Genomic DNA, 17,371 nt, shown 5'->3' with positions numbered 1-17,371 from the left:
GAGTCGGGATTGAAGAAAGGAGTCGGTCGCGCGATCAGGACAACTGCATTTCGATGAGCGTCGGCCCGTCGGTATGCGCGAGTGCGTCGTCGAGCGCTTGCACCAGCGCATGCGCGTCGCTCGCGCGTTGGGCCGGCACGCCGTAGCCGCGCGACAGCGCGAGCCAGTCGATCGGCGGGTCGTCCAGTTGCGTCAGGCGGCTCGCGTGCGGCGTGTCGGCCGGCAGGCCGCTGCGCGCGAGTTCGGTCTGCAGGATCCCGTAGCGCCGGTTCGATGCGATCAGCATCACGATCGGCAAACGCTCGCGCGCCATCGTCCACAGCGACTGGATCGTGTACTGCGCGCTGCCGTCGGACTGCAGCGCGAACACGCGGCGGTCCGGGCACGCGACGGCGGCGCCGAGCGCCACCGGCAGGCCCTGGCCGATCGCGCCGCCCGTGTTCGTCAAAATGGTGTGACGACGCGCGCGCGCCGATGCGGTCACGAACGGGTAGCCGCACGTGCCGCCTTCGATCGACACGATCGCGTCGTCGGGCAGCGCATTCGCAAGCACGCGGCCGACGGCCTGCGGCGTGAGCGGCCCGTCCTCCACGCGCCAGCGCTCGACGCGCACACCCTCGTCGCTCGTCGCCGCGCCGATGCGATCGGCCAGCGCCTCCAGCGCGTCGTCGGCCGCATCGCCCGGCGTTGCCAGCGTCACGATGTCTTCGGGCCGCGCGAGTTCGCCCGGAATGCCCTCGTAGCCGAAGTAGGTGACGGGCGCGAGCGCGCCGGCCAGCACCACGCGCCGGCCGGCCAGCGCCGCGAGCGCCGGCTCGGGGAAATAAGGCAGGCGGTCGATGTCCGGCAGGCCGCCGCCGCGCTCCGCTCGCGCAGGAAAGGTTTCGCTGAAACAGGTCGCGCCGGTGGCCGCCGCGATGCGTGCCGCCGCTCGCTGCCCGCGCGCCGACAGCGCGCGGGCGCCCATCAGCAGGACGGCGCGATGACCGCTGAGCAGCAGGTCGGCCACCTGTTCGACCCGAGCGGCATCGAACGTCACCGCGGCCGGCCGCACGACGGCGGGCCACGCCGCACTGCGCACCCGGGCCGACTGGAGATCGACGGGCAGCACGAGGGTCGCGACACCACGCCGCGCGCCCATCGCGGCCGAAATCGCGTCGGCCGTATCGGTCGCGAGATCCGTGTCGCGCGCCACGCTGCGATACCACACCGACACCGGACGGGCGAGCGATTCGATGTCCGACGTCAGCGGTGCGTCGTGCTTCAGATGCTCGCGCGTGTGATCGCCGACGATGTTCAGGATCGGCGTGCGGGCGCGGCGCGCATTGTGCAGGTTGGCAATGCCGTTCGCGTGGCCGGGCCCGAGGTGCAGCAACGTCATCGCGGGCTTGCCGGTCATGCGGCCGTAGCCGTCGGCCGCGCCCGTGCACACGCCCTCGAACAGCCCGAGGATCGACCGCACGCCGGCCACGGCGTCGAGCGCACCGACGAACGGCATCTCCGTCGTGCCGGGATTGGCGAAACAGACGTCGACGCCGGCGTCTCGCGCGGTGGCGAGCACGACGCCCGCGCCGCTTCTTGCTTCGGTATCGCTGTCCAACTGTGGGATGTTCATGCGGCTGCTCGACGGGTTTGACTGAAGTGTTTTTACTGTAATACCGAATTACGGGATTTGTCAAACAACCTACTTCGCATTTTTCAATTCACCAGGTTCCACGTTTACCCTGAATTTCTCGTCAATCTTCGGCACAACGAAGGTCAAGGCGCCATTCGATCGTCAACACGACATGGCGTATTTCCCACAATTCGGAATTTCACGAAACGCCCACGCCAGATCGGCCGCGGCCGCGCCGCGCACCGTTTCCCTTCCCGCATCCTTTCTCAAAATTACGATTGCAAATGCCTCTCATTTGCATTAAATTGCCGCGCAAATGTACTGTTTGGAACACAGATGTCGGCGCGAGGCCGCCCACCGTGCCCGAACGCGAACGACACAAAGAGGAGATGTATGAGCAGGAGGAACTGGGCGGCCGCACCGATGGCCATCGTCGTCGGCACGACCGGCATGGGCGCGGCCGACGCGCAGGAGACGTCGCTGCCCACGATCGAGGTGTCCGCGCAACGCGCGACGGCGCCGTTCCGCGCGCGCGAATCGACGAGCGCGACGCGCAGCGAGGCGGACGTGATGGAGATTCCGTTCGCGGTCAGCAGCGTCGATACGAAGCTGATCCAGACCGTGTCCGCCACCCGCGGCGACGATCTTTACGACTGGGTCGCAGGCGTCTCGCGCCAGAACAACTTCGGCGGCCTGTGGGACAACTACGCGGTGCGCGGCTTCGCCGGCGACGGCAACACGTCCGGCACCGACTACCTGGTCAACGGCTTCTCGTGGAATCGCGGGATGAGCGTGCCGCGCGACACCGTCAACCTCGAGCGCATGGAAGTGCTCAAGGGGCCGGCGTCCGCGCTGTATGGCCGCGGCGATCCGGGCGGGATCATTAGCTATACGACGAAGCAGCCGCAGTTCGCACGCGCGAACACCATCGGCGTGTCGGCCGGCAGCTACGGCGCACTGCGCCAGACCCTCGATTCGACCGGCCCCGTCACGAAATCGCTCGCGTACCGCTTCGTCGCGATGAACGAGAACAACGGCAGCTTTCGCGACACGGTGTCGAGCAAACGCTACCTGTTCTCGCCGTCGTTCACGTGGGACATCGGCGCGGACACGACACTGCACTACGAATTCGAGAGCGCGCGTCAGCGTGCGCCGCTCGATCGCGGCGTGCTGGCGGTCAACGGCCAGCTTGGCGCGATCCCCGCGTCGCGCTTTCTCGGCGAGCCGCGCGATGGCGACTACGACGTGCGCAACACGGGCCATCAGTTCACGCTCGAGCATCGCTTCGATTCAAGCTGGTCGATCAATGCCGGCGTCGCGCAACGCAACACCGACCTGTCGGGGCGCTCGTCCGAGGCCTTCGCATTGCAGCCGGACGGCCGCACGCTGTGGCGCCGCTACCGGCAAGTCGCGTTTCACTCGAACGATTTGCAAGGCCGCCTCGAAACCACCGGCACGTTCCGCACGGGCGGCATCGGCCATACGCTCGTGATGGGCGTCGATGCGTACCGCTTCAACTACGACCAGTTCGTCGCGCGCTCCACGCCGAGCGCCGCGGCGCCGTACGCGATCGACATCTTCGATCCTGTCTACGGCCAGCCCGCGCCGACGCCGCGCACCGCGACCAACCTGCTCGAACGCGATAACGGACAAGGCGTCTACGCGCAGGACACGCTCGCGTTCGGGCCGCACTGGAAGATTCTGGCCGGGCTGCGCTGGGACCGCTTCCATCAGTCGATCGACAACCGTCTGAAGGGCGTGACGACGAGCCAGTTGCAGACCGCGGTGAGCCCGCGTATCGGCGTCGTGTATGAAATGAGCCCCACGTGGTCGCTCTATGCGAACACCGCGTATTCGTTCCGACCGAACAACGGCGCCGACGTCGGCGGCAACGCATTCGATCCCGAAAAGGGCCACGGCTACGAAGCCGGCGCGAAATGGGCGGGTGCGCGCTCGCTCACGACCGTCTCGGCGTTCTACGTGACCAAGCGCAACGTGCTCACCGCCGATCCGGCGAATGCCGGCTTCTCGCGCGCGGCCGGCGAAGTGCGCAGCCGCGGCGTCGAATTCGAATGGAGCGGCGATCTCGGGCACGGCCTGCGCGGCATCGCCAACTTCGCGTACGTCGACGCCGAGGTCACGCGCGATACCGTGCTCGCGCCCGGCTCACGCCTCGTCGACGTACCGCGTCTGAGCGGCAGCGCGTTGCTGATGTACGAGACGACCCTGCCGTTCGCGGACAAGGCAGGCGCCGGCGCCGGCGTGATCTACGTCGGGCGCCGCGCCGGCAACACGGCCAACACGCAGGACGGCTTCGAACTGCCGGCCTACGCGACCGTGCAGCTGAACGGCTACGTTCAGGTCAACAAGCACCTGCGTGCGTCGGTCGTGCTGAACAACCTGTTCAATCGCACCACCTACGTCAGCTCGTACAACAGCTTGTGGGTCACGCCGGGCGCGCCGCGCAGCCTGTTCGCGTCGCTCGCCTATTCGTTCTAGGCCGGCCGGGACGACTGACGCGACGCGCATCGCGCGTCAGCCGCCGACCACGAACCGCGCGCCCAGCGCGAGCAGCAACGCCGGCGGCATCACGCACGCGCCGACCGCGAGGAATGCGCGGAACCCGACCTGCAGCCCTTCGCGCCGGATCGCCGCCAGCCACAGAATCGTCGCGAGCGATCCGGTGATCGACAGGTTCGGACCGAGATCCACGCCGATCAGAATCGCATCGACCACCGTTTGCGGGCTGTGCGCGGCGTGGATAGTCGAGCTCGCGATCAGCCCGGCGGGCAGATTGTTGACCGCGTTCGACCCCAGCGCGACCGCGACGCCGGCCACGGCCGCGGCGACGTGCTCGCCGCCTTGCATCAGCATCTGCAGCAGGCCCGCCAGCGCGCGCACCGCGCCGATCCGGTCGAGCGTCTCGACGACGACGAACAAGCCCGCGACGAGCGGCAGCACGCTCCACGAAATCGCGCGAACGATCGGCACGCCCGCCGCGCGATCCCGCATCACCACGCATGCGACCGTGACGACGCCCGCCAGCGCGGTCGGCAACCCGAGCGGGCGATCGGCGACCGACACCGCCATCAGCGCGACGGCCGTTGCGGCGATGCCTGCCAACGCGATGCGTCCGCCGCCCGTCAGCGGCTGCACCGGCAGCCCGGACGCGCAACGCCCGGAGAGCGCACGTCGCTGCACGATCCGCAGCATGACGAACGTGCACGCGATCGACGCGACGGACGGCGCCGCGAAGTGCGCGACCCATACGCCGAGCGGCGGCATGTGCGCGCCGTACAGCACCAGGTTCGCCGGATTCGAAATCGGCAGCACGAAACTCGCGGCATTGGCGACGAGCGCACAGCTGAACAGCAGCGGCATCGGATCGGCCTTCGCACGGCGCGCGGCGGCGAGGATCGCGGGCGTCAGCACGACGGCGGTCGCATCGTTCGACAGGAACACCGTGGTGACGACGCCGACCCCGTAGATCAGCGCGAACAACCGCCGCGGCGAGCCCTGCGCGAGATTGACGACGTGCGTCGCGACCCAGTCGAACAGCCCCTCGCGACGGGCCGCCTCGGACAGCAGCATCATGCCCGTCAGAAAGAGATAGACGTCGCCGCCTTTCGCGACGGCATCCAGCGCCTGGGCGACGGGCAACAGGTTCAACACGACCAGCAGCAGCGCGCCGCTCACGGCCCACGTGGCCTCGGGCCAGCCGAATGGGCGCGTGATGACGCCCGCGGTGGCGAGCGCGGAAATCAGCCAGGCAAGCGAAACAGGATTCATGGGCAAGTGGACGGAGGCATGGGAATCGACATCGCCGTCACGACGATGTCGCCGATAGATCGGCGGGCTTGCCGCACACGCTGCTCAGCGACCGCGCATGGCCGAGCCATAGCGCGAGCGAGCCCGTCGACACGGCGCCCAGCACGACGAACGCGGCCGGATAGCCGAAGTGCTGCGCGAGCACGCCGCCCAGCACCGGGCTGAGCGCCGCGCCGATACCCTGCGCGGTCGCGACCGCGCCCTGCCCGGCATTCACGCGGCCGGAGCCATGCAGCAGGCGAACCACGAGCGCGGGCACGACCACGCTTTGCAGTCCGGCGCCGATGCCGTCGAGCACCTGCACCGGCCATACGCCCGCTTCGCTCATCCACGCCGCGGCGACCAGCCCGCGCACCGGCAGCACGAGGTACGAGAACAACAGCACCCGCCAGTAGCCGTGCGATCGAATCAGCCGGGGCGCGAGCCACGCGGCCACGATCATCACGCACTGCGCGATGACGATCGTCTGTGCGGTGAACGCGCTCGCGTTGCTGCGATGCGTGACGACGACGCCCATCCCGTAGAGCGGCAGCATCGCGGCGTTGCCGAGATGAAACAGCGCGAGCGACCCACCGAGCAGCACCAGCGGCCGGTTCTCGGCGAGCGTGCGCAGGCCGCCGACGCGCGACGTCGACGCCGCGGTGAACGTATCGGGATGCGTCGCATCCGTTTTCGGCGCGGTGCCGGCAGGATCGAGACCACGTGCGCACGCATGATCGATCGCGTGCCCGGGAATCGCCAGCGTGCTCACGATCGCCAGGACCGTGAACACGCCGACGAGCGCGAACACCGCGTCGAATCCGACGTGCCAGCCGAGCCACCCGGCGAGCGCCGCACCGGCGACGTTGCCGGCGTGGTTCGCCATCTGGTTGCGCCCGAACTGCCGGTCGAAACCCTGCCGACGCACGATGCCGAGCGTCACGCCCGCGGCGGCCGGCGCCAGCACCGCGCCGCTGACCGCCGCCAGGATCTGCGACGCCGCCACCGCCGGATAGCTGTGGACGAACATCATCGCCAGCGACGCAAGCGCCGTCGCCGCGGTCGCCACGACGATCAGCGCCCGCTTCACGCGCACCGCATCGACGAGCGCGCCGGCCAACGGCGTCGCGGCCATCGCGGCGAGCCCGGCCAGCGTCATGACCGAGCCGATTGCATCGGCGCCCCAGCCTCGCGACAGCAGGATGACGCCGATGAACGGGCCGATGCCGGCCTGCACGTCGGCCAGGAAGAAGTTGAGCGCCTCGAGCGCGCGTGCCGGTCTCATGGGCGTCTCACCGTCGCACGGTCATTCGGCATCCGCATCGACGAGCTCGGCAATGTCGGTCACGTCGAGCGTCGTGCCGTGCGGCGTGACGACGCCGTGCCCCCACGCCTGCACATGGATGCCGGCCTGCAGGTAGTCGTGCAATGCTTCCGCGGCATGCGACGGCAACCGCAGCGCGACACCGCTCGTCAACAACGCGCCGTTCAGCTCGCCTTTCGGTCCATGCAGCCCGAACGCGACTTCTCCGCTCAATTCCATCGGTTGCCGAGCCGGCCGCGGCGGCCGCGGGACAGCGTGCTCGGGGCCGGCGTCGATGATGTCGATGCCGCCGCGACCGGTCAGTTGCACGGCCGCGATCATCGCCGCGCGACGCGGCTTGACGCCCCGCACGCGGATGCGGTCGCCGACCGCGACATGGCGCACCAGTTCGCGGTCCAGATGCGGCGGTACGTGCACCTGCAGGTCGCCGTTCAGGATCAGGCCGTCGATTTCTCCGTGCGGATTGAGCAGGAACTGCGTGACGCGGCCGCGCGTTTCGGGCAGGCAGGCGGGATCGATCCAGTGCATGACAGGACTCCTTTCGATGGATGGAGGAACAGCGTCGCGCGATCAGCGCGCGGCATCGTCGTAGAGATTCACGACATGGCCCGGCGCGCCGAACGCCGTCGCCTGCAGCGCTTCGCCGTATGCGTTGCGCGTGCCGTAACCGACCGCGGCCACGCGCTCGCCGGGGACGAGCAACGCGCCGAATTGCTGCGCGGCCGGAACGGTCAGCTTGACGATCGCGCCGCTGTCGAGCATCACGCCGTCCGGCTCGCCGCGCGGCGCGTGCGTCACGCGACGCACGACACCGGACACGCTCAGGCGGGCGAGGTTGACGCCGCGCAGCATGGGCGGCACGGGCGCGACGGGCGCGGGCGGCTGATCGGACAGCGACGCGCCGGTGCCGTCGTTGCGGATCACGCGTGCATGGATTTCATCGTCGACGCGTCGTTCGCCGGCTACCGTGACGCGCTGGCCCGACCGCACGAGCGCCGTCAGTTGCGAACCGAGATGCGGCGGCACGCGGACGAGCGTGCCGTCGGTCAGCACGAAGCCGTCGACGGCGCCTTCCGGATTGATCGTCAGCCGCGACAGCGTGCCTGAAACCAGCGCATCCGGGGCGATGGCGTTGCCGGGCACGGCAGGCAAAAGCGCGCGAGGCCCGGGCGGGGCAGGCGGCGGCGGCATGGCGCCGGCCGGGTCTTCCGCACGCGGTGGGGGCGGCACCTGCGCCGCGCTGACCGTTGCGACGGCAACGAGTGCGGCAGCGCAAAGCGCACGATATGACCGGCGAACGGCGGCACGGCGCGACGACCGCGATCGAACGACAGACGGGTACGGCTTCATGACGGGCTCCGGCAATGGATTACGATGCATCGGTATCCGCAATACCCGTGCCAACCTGCGATGCACCGCTCTGCCATGCGCCGAACGACGACGCGCGCGAAACATGTCGGATTTCCCGACACGTCGCTTCACCGGATGTCGGCGTTCCCGACAGTCGAAACGGCGCGACTAGTCGTCGCGCTCGATCCCGAGATTCGCCATGCGCGCATAGAGCGACTGGCGGCCGATGCCGAGCTGCCTCGCGGCCTCCGCACGATTGCCGTTCGCGCGCTCGAGCGCGTGCAGGATCGCCGCGCGCTCGACCGTCGCCAGCGCATCGGGCAGCGGCATGTCGAGCAGGTGCGCCGGCACCGCCCCGGCGCCCGGCTCGCGCGCCGGCACGGCGGCCAGGCCGAGATCGGCCGCGCTGACGGCCGGCCCGGGGGCGAGCGCGGCCGCGCGCTCCATCACGTTGCGCAGTTCCCGCACGTTGCCCGGCCAGCGGTGATCGAGCAGCGCGCGCTGCGCGTCGTTCGTCAGATGCAGCGCGCGCGTGCCTGCCGCGCTGCCGAGGAAATGCGCGGCGAGCGGAAGGATGTCGGCCACACGCTCCGCGAGCGGCGGCAGGTGCAGCGGAATGACGTTCAGCCGATAGAACAGATCTTCGCGGAACGTGCCGTTCGCGACGGCCGCGGCGAGGTCGCGGTGCGTCGCAGCCACGACGCGAATGTTGATCGCGGTCGGGCGATCCGCGCCGAGCGGCATCACCTCGCGCTCCTGCAGCGCGCGCAGCAGCTTCGCCTGCATCGCGGCGGGCATGTCGCCGATCTCGTCGAGAAAAAGCGTCCCGCCGTCGGCTTCGACGAGCCGCCCCGCGCGATCGGCATGCGCCCCCGTGAACGCGCCGCGACGATGCCCGAACAACTCGCTTTCGAGCAGGTCGGCCGGGATGGCCGCGCAGTTGACGGCGACGAACGGCCCCGCATGCCGGGCCGATGCGGCATGCAGCACGCGGGCCGCCACCTCCTTGCCCGTGCCCGTCTCGCCGGTCACGAGCACGGTCGCGTCGCTCATCGCGGCGCGGCCGACCTGCTTTTGCACGTCGCGCATCGCGGCGCTCACGCCCAGCAGTTGCGGTCGGTCCGCCGAAGGTTCGCCCGCGAAACCGTCGTCGGACGGCGCGAGCGCGGGCGGCTGATTCGCCGACACGATGCGTTCGAGCAGTTGCGCGATGTCGCGACGCCCGATCGGCTTCGTCAGGTGATCGAATGCGCCGAGCCGCATCGCTTCGATCGTGTTGTCGCTGGTCGCATGGGCCGTCAGCATGACGACCGGAATCGCGGCCAGCGCAGGGTCGTCACGCAGTTGCGCGAGCACGGCCAGCCCGTCCAGATCCGGCAGGCGGAAATCCAGAAAGATGCATTCGATACCGTTGCCGCCGCCGTCGCGCAGCGCGCTGAGCGCGGCGCGACCGGTTGCGGCCTCGACGACCCGATGACCGAGATCGGCGAGCGTTTCGGCGAGGCTGTCGCGAAAGGCCGCGTCGTCGTCGACTATGAGGATGTTTGCCATGGAATTTCAATCACGAATGCGGCGCCCCCGTCGAGGCGCGCGTGCCCGCCGTGCGCCGCCGCCACTTCGCGGACGACGGCAAGACCGAGACCCGTGCCGTCCGCGCGGCCCGTCACGAACGGCTCGAAAATCCGCTCGCGCTGCGCGGCCGGCACGCCGGGGCCGCTGTCCGATACGGTGATGCGCAGCCAGTCGCGCCCCGCGAACGCGCGCCGTTCGGCGGCAAGCGTGACCGCACCGCCGTCGCCCGCGTGGTACAGCGCGTTGAGCAGCAGATTGTCGAGCGCCCGCCGCATCTGGTCGGGATCGAAAGCGGGACGATCCGACGGCCACGCGAGCCGTTCGGCCTGCCCCGCGAGCGAGAACGTCAGGTCGATCGCTTGCCGCTGCGCGAGCTCGCGATGCGCGTCGACGACCTGCGCGAGCCACGCGTCGACGTCGACACGTGCCGCATGCGGGCGCACCGGCTGCGTCAGCGCGAGCAGGCTCGACAATTGCGCATCGACGCGCTCGATCTGCGCGAGGATCACGCGCAGTGCGTCCTGCTGCCGCCGGCCGTCGCCCGCCAGTGCGTTTTCAGCCTTCAGCCGCATCGCGCCCATCGGATTGCGAATTTCGTGCGCGACCTGCGCGGCCAGCTTGCCCAGCATGCCGAAGCGCTCGGCCTGCGCGAGGCGCGTCCGGAGCTCGTCGGCCTGCTGTTGCAACTGGTCGGCGCGCCGCGCCCGCTCGTTGAACGCATCGATGACGCGGTCGAGATCGGGTTCGCCGACGTACGGCAGCTGATGCTCGCGACCGTCGGGCCCCAGCCCGCTCTCGATCCGCGCGAGATTGCGCTTCCATCGGCGCAGCGCCACGGCCAGCACCGCCGCGATCGCCAGAATCACCGCGAGCACGGCCGCGAGGCCCGTGGCCAGCAATTCCCCGTGCCGGCCCAGCGGCGGGCGCGCACGCGTCAGCATCCACACGTAGAGCCCCGATCCGCCGCGTACCGGGCAGGCCGCCGCGATCACCGCATCCTGCGCGCCTTCGACGACGTTCGCCGTCGCGGCATGCGTCGCGGCCGCGGCGCGCAGCGTGCGGAGAATCAGCGGCGTTTCCGCTTCCGGAACGTCGTGCTTGACGCCGCTGCCCTGATAGGTGGGAAAGGAGTACGCGAGAAAGCCGCTCGCCGCCGGAGCGGCGCCGGGCATCCAGAACCCGCCCTCCATGTCGGGCGCACGGGACAGCACCATGTCGAGGATCGCGTGCATCAGCTCCGGAGCGGGCCCGGCGCCTGCCGACGCGGAAGACGCACCGTAACGCGACGCGACTGCTTCGCATGCCGACGCGCCGGCGGCCTTCGCGCTGGCCACCTGCTGACTCTCGGCGGAACTCGCCGTGACCCAGACGACCGCGACCAGCGTCGCGCACAGCGCCGCGACGAGTGCCCAGAGCATGACGAGTTGGGTGGAAAACGACGGACGCTTCATCGGATCGGGCTGGCGGTTGAGGACGACAGAATAGCGTATTGCATGTCATGCGAAGCCGTCACGATCGCCATGCACGGTGGCGAATCCCGACGATCGCAAGCGCCTGGGGCGCCTTGCCGCCATCGACATACGCGTTCGCAGTCACCCCTTGCGCCGGGCCCCGCCGTTGCTGCCCGACGCGTGCCCGTCGCTCGCCAGTGCCAGTCCACACGTCGTCAGGCGCGCGGACTCGCTGACGGAAAGGGAGGGTCGGCCTCGATGCTCGACAAGATCCTCTGCATGCAGTGCCACGGGAAAGTCGAAAGGGCCGCGCCAGTTGACCAGTTGACGCCCTCGATACGAGCGCGAGCGATTCGCGGAAAGCGCTCGGCCGGCCCCGGCTATCGCCATGATCGTCGACCGTGATCAGGCGTGAAGGTACCTGACCGGAAAATCGCACGGGAGTCAAAGGCGCCCCGACGCCGGAAATCCGGCGTCGGGCGTCTCGCCCCATCGCAGCGTGCGGCGGGCCTACCGCGCAAGCGCGGCGACTTGCGCCGCCGTCAGCGCCCCGTGGTACACGCGGAAATCGCTCACGAGGCCATCGAAGGCCGGATCGGCCGCGAACTGCGAGCGCCCGATCCAGTTGTTCGCGGTCGGGCCAAGCCGCCACGGCGCGAGAAACGCGTCGGTCGCGCTGCCGACGGCTGCGCCGTCGACATAGAGCGTGGCCGTCGTCCCCGCCAGCGTGACTGCCACGTGCGCCCACTGCGCGGCACGCAACGGGGCCTTCGCATCGATGCGCCGCTCGCCGTGCGGCCCGTTGACCGTGATCGCGAAGCGCAGCGCGCCGGTGTCGGCCAGCGGCGTGAGCATCATGTAGCGCCCGGTGCCGGCGCCGAAGTCGAACACCCGCGACCACTTGCGCACGGTGCGCGCGCACACCCATGCCGCGACCGTGAAATCCGAGATGTCGGCCAGCACGCCCGCCGCAAGCGCGACATGGCTGCCCGCACCGTCGAGCGACAGCGCATTGCCGTTGCGCCCGGGCGCGAACGCCGCCCCGCCGACCAGCGCGCCGGGGTGCCCGTTGCCGCTGCGATCGGCGGCGGCGACGCCGCGCGATTCGTCGAACGGCAGCCAGATCTGCAACTGCTGGCCGGTCACCACGCGCACCTCCGCGGAATGCTGCGTTTCACCGGTCGATGTGGTTGCGCTCACAACGTAATACCAGGTGCCCGCGGCCGGGTTGTCCGTCCACGTCAGCGGGTCGACGATGCCGGTCGCCACGGTGGTGTACGGGCCGCCCGGCGCCGCGCCGCGCTTCACGGTGTAGTGCGTGCCGTTCGCCACGCCCCACCACGACAGCACCGCGCGCCCGGCGCTCGCATGGGCGGTCAGCCCGCTCGGCGCGGACGCTGGCGCGGCCGGATCGCGCGTGTACATCAGCGTGCCGTAGCCGAGCTGGTCGTAGCCGCCGCTGTTCGGCCCGTAGTTGCCGCCGCCGCCCTCGGGCTGCGCCGCGAGCGCGAAGCGTTTCGACCACGGCGCCGCGAGCCCCTTGCGGTTCACGTAGTGGTTGTATACGAGCGCCCAGCACGGCCGGACCCCGCCCTGGCCGCCGGTCGCGAACTGCGTTTGCGTGACGTTCACGTTCGAGTAGGTCACGTAGGGCACGTCGAAGAACGGGCCGTCGGGCGATTGGCGCAGGTTCGCTTTCGCGACGTATTCGGCGCCGGCAAGAAAACGGTTGTTGTCATGGCCGTACAGATCGACGCCCTGGTTCCACGCCATCTCGCAGATCGCGCCGGCCAGCGCGATGCCGAGCGTGTTGTGCCCCTGGTCGCGGCCGCTCTCCTGCCACTGGCCGAGATGGCCCGGATGCAGGTAATACACCGCCTGCGGTATCGCGCCGTTGCCCGGCCCCGCGCGGAAATAGTCGATCGCCTCGTCGAACAGCGGACGGTCGTCGCACAGCACGCCGATCGCGAGGATCGACGCGATATTGCACAGATCCCAGTTCGCCCAGTAGTGCGTGATCTCGGTATTGTTGTGGCGATGCAGGAAATCGGTGTTGATCGGGTAGAACACGGTGCGCATCATCCGCTGGAACGCGGCGAAATCCGCCGCCGCCCAGCCCGGATAGCCGCGCATGATTTCGCCGGCATTCGCGAACTCGTAGCCGTACAGCCCGGCCGCGAGGTCGACGTTCGAATCGCCGCCCAGGCGCTTCAGCGTCGCCGCCCATTCGTTCATGATCCGCACGGCCGTGTCCGCATACAGCTTGTCGCCGGTCACCTTCCAGCGCAACGCGCACGCATAGGCGGCGGCGACGTCGTTGTACAGGATTCCATAGTTCTGCGGCCCGCTGCCGCCGCGATCGATTTCGACCTGCGGCCGCGGCTGCCACGACCGGCTTGCGTGGCTGTTCGCGATCAGCACCGACCAGCCGTCGAACCACGGCTGCGCGTGCGTCATCACCTTTTGCGCGACGCGATCGAAATCGGCCTGCGTATGCAGCAGGCCCGGATGGACGAAGGCCGCCGTCGAGCCCGGCGATACCGCGGCGAATGCGGCGCTCGCACCGCCGAACGTCCCGCCGCAGGCGAGCATCGCCAATGCGCCCAGACTGTGGAGAAACGTGCGCCGCGAGAGCGCATCGTCCGACATCCACTCGGGTCGCGAAGCGTCGCCCGCGTTGTCCTTCATCCGTTTCATGCCGCTCATGCGTCTCCCTTGGTCGTTGCGGACACGCCCGCGCGCGGCCCTGGGTTCGAACTTCATCGAAAGCGTGCCGCTGTCGCCGGGCGTCCCGGCACCGCGAAGCGGAGGGCCGTCGGTCAGGCATCTGCCGCAGCGTCCCCGCTTCGCCCGCACCGGCGGCTCCGGCCGCCACACGTCATGCCATCCTGAACGCAAACGATGACAGTGGCGGGAAGCGGCGGCAACCGCGCATGGTGCGCGTCAGGACCGGGCGGGTCAATTACGCGTTGTAAGGAAACGCCCACGTCACACGCGACTCGAGGAATCCTCGTCCCCCGATCGGCGTGCGATTCGATGGATTCGCCGCGTTGAACGTCGACCGCGCGGCACGCGTGGCGCTTTCGCCCCGCGGCCGGCGCGCGGGGTCGCCTCGCCGTTCAGCGCCCGCCCGCGGGCACGGCGGCGCGCTGCGACGCGCCGTCCCGCTCGATCCGCTCGACGACGCGTGCGAGCCGAATGATGTCGGTCAGCGCGAAATCGGCCGCATCGGGCCGCGGCCGGCCGCACTGGTCGGCCATGCGCATCGCGAACGCGAGCGCTTCGGAACGCTCGCGCAGCAGCGCGCGCAGTGCATCCGCGATCACCTGGCGGTCGCGCGGGTCATCGAGGTCCAGCACGGAACCGGCATCCGGCATCGCGAACGGCCCGGCCACCCGCACGGAAGCATCCGGCACGCGCATCGTGTCTCGTTCCATGGTCTGCCTCTTCGTCGACTCGCGACCGGCCGGCGCGTCACCGCCGGTTCGACCGCGACACCACGTCGATCCACACCGCGAGCACCAGCACCGCGCCCTTGACGATCATCTGCCAGTACGCGTCGACGTCGAGCATCGACATCCCGTTGTCGAGGCTCGCCATCACGAGCGCGCCGATCAGCGCGCCGTAGACGGTGCCCGACCCGCCGCGCATCGACGTGCCGCCGATGAAGCACGCGGCGATCGCGTCGAGTTCGCCCATCGAGCCGGCGGACGGCGACCCGGCCGCGAGCCGCGCCGTGTTGACGAGGCCGGCGAACGCGCACATCAGCCCCATCAGCGCGAAGATCACGAGCTTCACGCGATCGGTATCCACGCCCGACAGCCGCGTCGCCTCCAGGTTCGATCCCACCGCATAGATGCGCCGGCCGAACACGGTCTGCGTCGCGATCCACGAGAACACGCCGAGCAGCACGAGCAGCAGCAGCACGGGCACCGGAATGCCGCCGTAACGGTCGAGCGTCGCGACGAACGCGAACAGCACGGCGCCCGCGCCGACGATCTTCGCGACGTCCTGCCACAACGGCGCAACCGTGAGCCGGTAACGCCGGCGCGTGCCGCGCTGCCGCACCACCAGCAGCGTCGCGACCACGAACAGCAGCACCGCGAGGCCGTCCCCGGCGACGCGCGGCAGATAGCCCTGCCCGATGAACACGAAGCCGTCCGACACGGGTGCGATCGTCGACCCGCCGGTTACGCCAAGCAGGATGCCGCGAAACGCGAGCATCCCGCCGAGCCCGACGATGAACGACGGCACGCGCCGATAGGTCGACCACCAGCCGTTGAAGAGCCCGATCAGCACGCCGAGCGCGAGCACGGCCGGGACCGTCGCCGCGACCGGCCAGTGGCGGTTGACGTCGAGGATCGCGGCAACGCCGCCGAGCAGCCCGAGCAGCGAGCCGACCGACAGGTCGATCTCGCCCGCGATGATGACGAACACCATCCCGCACGCGAGCATGCCGGTGATCGACATTTGCCGCAGCAGGTTCGATACGTTGCGCGGCGTGACGAACGCGCCGTCCGTCAGCACCGAGAAGAACGCCCAGATCGCGACGACCGCGAACAGCAGCGCGAGCACCTTGTAGCGCGTGAAGACGTGGCGCAACGCCAGCCGCGGCGCGCGCCCGTCGGGACGACGCGCATCCGTATCCGGCGTGGCCGGGGTCGAGGAAGAAAGTTCGGAATTCATATCGCACTCGCTGCGGTGGGTTCGGCGGGCAGCCGCGCGGGCTTCAGCGCGGCGCCGAGAATCTGTTCCTGCGTGAGGTCCCGGTTGACGAAATCGCCGCGCAACTCGCCTTCGCCGATCACCAGCACGCGATCGGCGAGACCGAGCACCTCCGGCAGCTCCGACGAAACGACGATCAGCGCGACGCCGCGCTTGGCCAGCGCGAAGATCAGCCGGTAGATCTCCGCCTTCGCGCCCACGTCGACGCCGCGCGTCGGTTCGTCGAGGATCAGCACCTGCGGCTCGGTCAGCAGCATCTTCGCGAGCACCGCCTTCTGCTGATTGCCGCCCGACAGGCTCGCGATCGACAGGAACGGATGCGCGGCACGCACCGACAGCCGCTGCATCTCGGTGCGGATCGCGTCGAGCTCGGCGGCCGCGTCGATCCGCCCGCGCGCCGCGAAGCGCTGCAGCACCGCCAGCGTGATGTTGTGGCCGACGCCGAGCTGCGGCACGATGCCGTGGCGCTTGCGGTCCTCCGGCACCATCGCGATGCCGGCGCGGATCGCGTCGGCCGGCGAGCGGATCGACAGCGGCCGGCCGTTCATCGTCACGGTCGCCGTGCACGCGCCCGGATACGCGCCGAAGATCGCCTGCATCAACTCGGTGCGGCCCGCGCCGACGAGCCCGGCCACGCCGACGATCTCGCCGCGCCGCACGCTGAACGACACGTCGTCGACGCGCTTGCGGCGCGCGTTCGTCACGTCGCGGCACGTCACGTGGCGCACGTCGAGCACGACGTCGCCGATCTCGTGCGGTTCGCGCGGATACAGGTCGCGGATCTCGCGGCCAACCATCATCGCGATGATCCGGTCGGTGGTCAGCGCGGCCATCGGCTCGGTCGCGACATGGCGTCCGTCGCGGATCACGGTGACCGTGTCGCACACGGCCGCCACTTCGTCGAGCTTGTGCGAGATGTAGACGCATGCCACGCCACGCCGCTTCAGGTCGCGCACGATGTCGAGCAGGATCCGCGTTTCCGACGCGCTCAGCGACGACGACGGTTCGTCGAGGATCAACAGCCTCGCTTGCTTGTTCAGCGCCTTCGCGATCTCGATCAGCTGCTGGTGGCCGCCGCCGTAGTTCATCACCGGCTGCGCGACGTTGATCGTGTCGATCCGCAGTTCGCGCAGCAGCTCCTCCGCGCGCCGGACCATCGCCGCGAAGTGCATGCGCCCGCCCGGCAGCGTGATCTCGTTGCCGAGGAAGATGTTCTCGGCCACCGACAGTTCGGGTACGAGCATCAGCTCCTGATGGATGATCGCGATGCCCGCGCGCTCGGTGTCGCGCACGCCGGACGCCACGAGCGGCGCGCCTTCCCAGCGGATTTCGCCGTCCCACGTGCCGTGCGGATACACGCCCGACAGCACCTTCATCAGCGTCGACTTGCCGGCGCCGTTCTCGCCGCACAGCCCGACGCATTCGCCGGGGCGCACGGTCAGGTCGATGCCGTCGAGCGCCTTCACGCCGTCGAATGCCTTGACGATGCCGCGCATCGTCAGCAAGGGTTCCGTCATTCGTTCATGC

12 protein-coding genes are annotated in these 17,371 nt (G+C 69.7%); 1 reads left to right on the top strand and 11 read right to left on the bottom strand.

Annotated elements, in window-relative coordinates; translation table 11 throughout:
- Positions 1-34: 34 nt before the first annotated feature.
- Complete coding sequence (locus A9Z05_RS22685) at positions 35-1,615, bottom strand: acetolactate synthase large subunit (protein ID WP_069620044.1); 1,581 nt, start codon at positions 1,613-1,615, stop codon at positions 35-37.
- A 393-nt stretch (positions 1,616-2,008) separates the two neighbouring features.
- Here A9Z05_RS22685 and A9Z05_RS22680 point away from each other — a divergent pair, with 393 nt between their 5' ends.
- Positions 2,009-4,114 carry a TonB-dependent siderophore receptor gene (locus A9Z05_RS22680; protein WP_069620043.1) on the top strand — a complete coding sequence of 702 codons (2,106 nt, stop codon included), beginning with the start codon at positions 2,009-2,011 and terminating at the stop codon, positions 4,112-4,114.
- A gap of 36 nt (positions 4,115-4,150) precedes the next feature.
- Here A9Z05_RS22680 and A9Z05_RS22675 read toward each other — a convergent pair whose 3' ends face one another.
- The 10 genes from A9Z05_RS22675 to xylG form a co-directional block, all read right to left on the bottom strand.
- Positions 4,151-5,404 carry an arsenic transporter gene (locus tag A9Z05_RS22675; RefSeq protein WP_069620042.1) on the bottom strand — a complete coding sequence of 418 codons (1,254 nt, stop codon included), beginning with the start codon at positions 5,402-5,404 and terminating at the stop codon, positions 4,151-4,153.
- A gap of 37 nt (positions 5,405-5,441) precedes the next feature.
- Positions 5,442-6,707, bottom strand: a complete 1,266-nt coding sequence (locus A9Z05_RS22670) for an MFS transporter (protein WP_069620041.1) — start codon at positions 6,705-6,707, stop codon at positions 5,442-5,444.
- A 21-nt stretch (positions 6,708-6,728) separates the two neighbouring features.
- Positions 6,729-7,274 carry a hypothetical protein gene (locus A9Z05_RS22665; protein ID WP_069620040.1) on the bottom strand — a complete coding sequence of 182 codons (546 nt, stop codon included), beginning with the start codon at positions 7,272-7,274 and terminating at the stop codon, positions 6,729-6,731.
- 42 nt (positions 7,275-7,316) lie between these two features.
- The gene (locus A9Z05_RS22660; RefSeq protein ID WP_256122071.1) at positions 7,317-7,889 is read right to left on the bottom strand and encodes a hypothetical protein; all 573 of its coding nucleotides are present in this window, start codon (positions 7,887-7,889) and stop codon (positions 7,317-7,319) included.
- A 375-nt stretch (positions 7,890-8,264) separates the two neighbouring features.
- Positions 8,265-9,647: a sigma-54 dependent transcriptional regulator gene (locus tag A9Z05_RS22655; RefSeq protein WP_069620038.1), complete on the bottom strand. Its 1,383-nt coding sequence runs from the start codon at positions 9,645-9,647 to the stop codon at positions 8,265-8,267.
- Positions 9,629-11,119 (bottom strand): PAS domain-containing sensor histidine kinase, encoded by a 1,491-nt coding sequence (locus tag A9Z05_RS22650; RefSeq protein ID WP_069620037.1) that lies wholly within the window; start codon positions 11,117-11,119, stop codon positions 9,629-9,631. Before A9Z05_RS22650 ends, A9Z05_RS22655 begins: the two co-directional genes overlap by 19 nt.
- Before the next feature lie 510 nt (positions 11,120-11,629).
- The gene (locus A9Z05_RS22645) at positions 11,630-13,816 is read right to left on the bottom strand and encodes a LamG-like jellyroll fold domain-containing protein (RefSeq protein WP_371090909.1); all 2,187 of its coding nucleotides are present in this window, start codon (positions 13,814-13,816) and stop codon (positions 11,630-11,632) included.
- 422 nt (positions 13,817-14,238) lie between these two features.
- A complete protein-coding gene (locus A9Z05_RS22640) occupies positions 14,239-14,556 on the bottom strand; it encodes a hypothetical protein (RefSeq protein WP_084044391.1) in 318 nt (105 codons plus the stop codon).
- Positions 14,557-14,593: 37 nt separating this feature from the next.
- The gene (locus A9Z05_RS22635; RefSeq protein WP_069620035.1) at positions 14,594-15,805 is read right to left on the bottom strand and encodes a sugar ABC transporter permease; all 1,212 of its coding nucleotides are present in this window, start codon (positions 15,803-15,805) and stop codon (positions 14,594-14,596) included.
- The gene (gene xylG / locus A9Z05_RS22630; RefSeq protein WP_069620034.1) at positions 15,802-17,361 is read right to left on the bottom strand and encodes a D-xylose ABC transporter ATP-binding protein; all 1,560 of its coding nucleotides are present in this window, start codon (positions 17,359-17,361) and stop codon (positions 15,802-15,804) included. The genes A9Z05_RS22635 and xylG overlap by 4 nt, the downstream gene beginning before the upstream one ends.
- Positions 17,362-17,371 lie beyond the last annotated feature (10 nt).

This window comes from Burkholderia sp. A2 (assembly GCF_001729305.1).
Classification (GTDB): domain Bacteria; phylum Pseudomonadota; class Gammaproteobacteria; order Burkholderiales; family Burkholderiaceae; genus Burkholderia; species Burkholderia sola.
Note: the sequence above shows the minus strand (reverse complement) of the source record. Positions and strands in the feature narration are given on the sequence as shown.

Bases quoted from the DNA above. Each gene is read 5' to 3' on its own strand.
- A9Z05_RS22685 (WP_069620044.1), bottom strand. From the start codon at position 1,615: ATGAACATCCCACAGTTGGACAGCGATACCGAAGCAAGAAGCGGCGCG.
- A9Z05_RS22680 (WP_069620043.1), top strand. From the start codon at position 2,009: ATGAGCAGGAGGAACTGGGCGGCCGCACCGATGGCCATCGTCGTCGGC.
- A9Z05_RS22675 (WP_069620042.1), bottom strand. From the start codon at position 5,404: ATGAATCCTGTTTCGCTTGCCTGGCTGATTTCCGCGCTCGCCACCGCG.
- A9Z05_RS22670 (WP_069620041.1), bottom strand. From the start codon at position 6,707: ATGAGACCGGCACGCGCGCTCGAGGCGCTCAACTTCTTCCTGGCCGAC.
- A9Z05_RS22665 (WP_069620040.1), bottom strand. From the start codon at position 7,274: ATGCACTGGATCGATCCCGCCTGCCTGCCCGAAACGCGCGGCCGCGTC.
- A9Z05_RS22655 (WP_069620038.1), bottom strand. From the start codon at position 9,647: ATGGCAAACATCCTCATAGTCGACGACGACGCGGCCTTTCGCGACAGC.
- A9Z05_RS22650 (WP_069620037.1), bottom strand. From the start codon at position 11,119: ATGAAGCGTCCGTCGTTTTCCACCCAACTCGTCATGCTCTGGGCACTC.
- A9Z05_RS22645 (WP_371090909.1), bottom strand. From the start codon at position 13,816: ATGAAACGGATGAAGGACAACGCGGGCGACGCTTCGCGACCCGAGTGG.
- A9Z05_RS22640 (WP_084044391.1), bottom strand. From the start codon at position 14,556: ATGGAACGAGACACGATGCGCGTGCCGGATGCTTCCGTGCGGGTGGCC.
- A9Z05_RS22635 (WP_069620035.1), bottom strand. From the start codon at position 15,805: ATGAATTCCGAACTTTCTTCCTCGACCCCGGCCACGCCGGATACGGAT.
- xylG (WP_069620034.1), bottom strand. From the start codon at position 17,361: ATGACGGAACCCTTGCTGACGATGCGCGGCATCGTCAAGGCATTCGAC.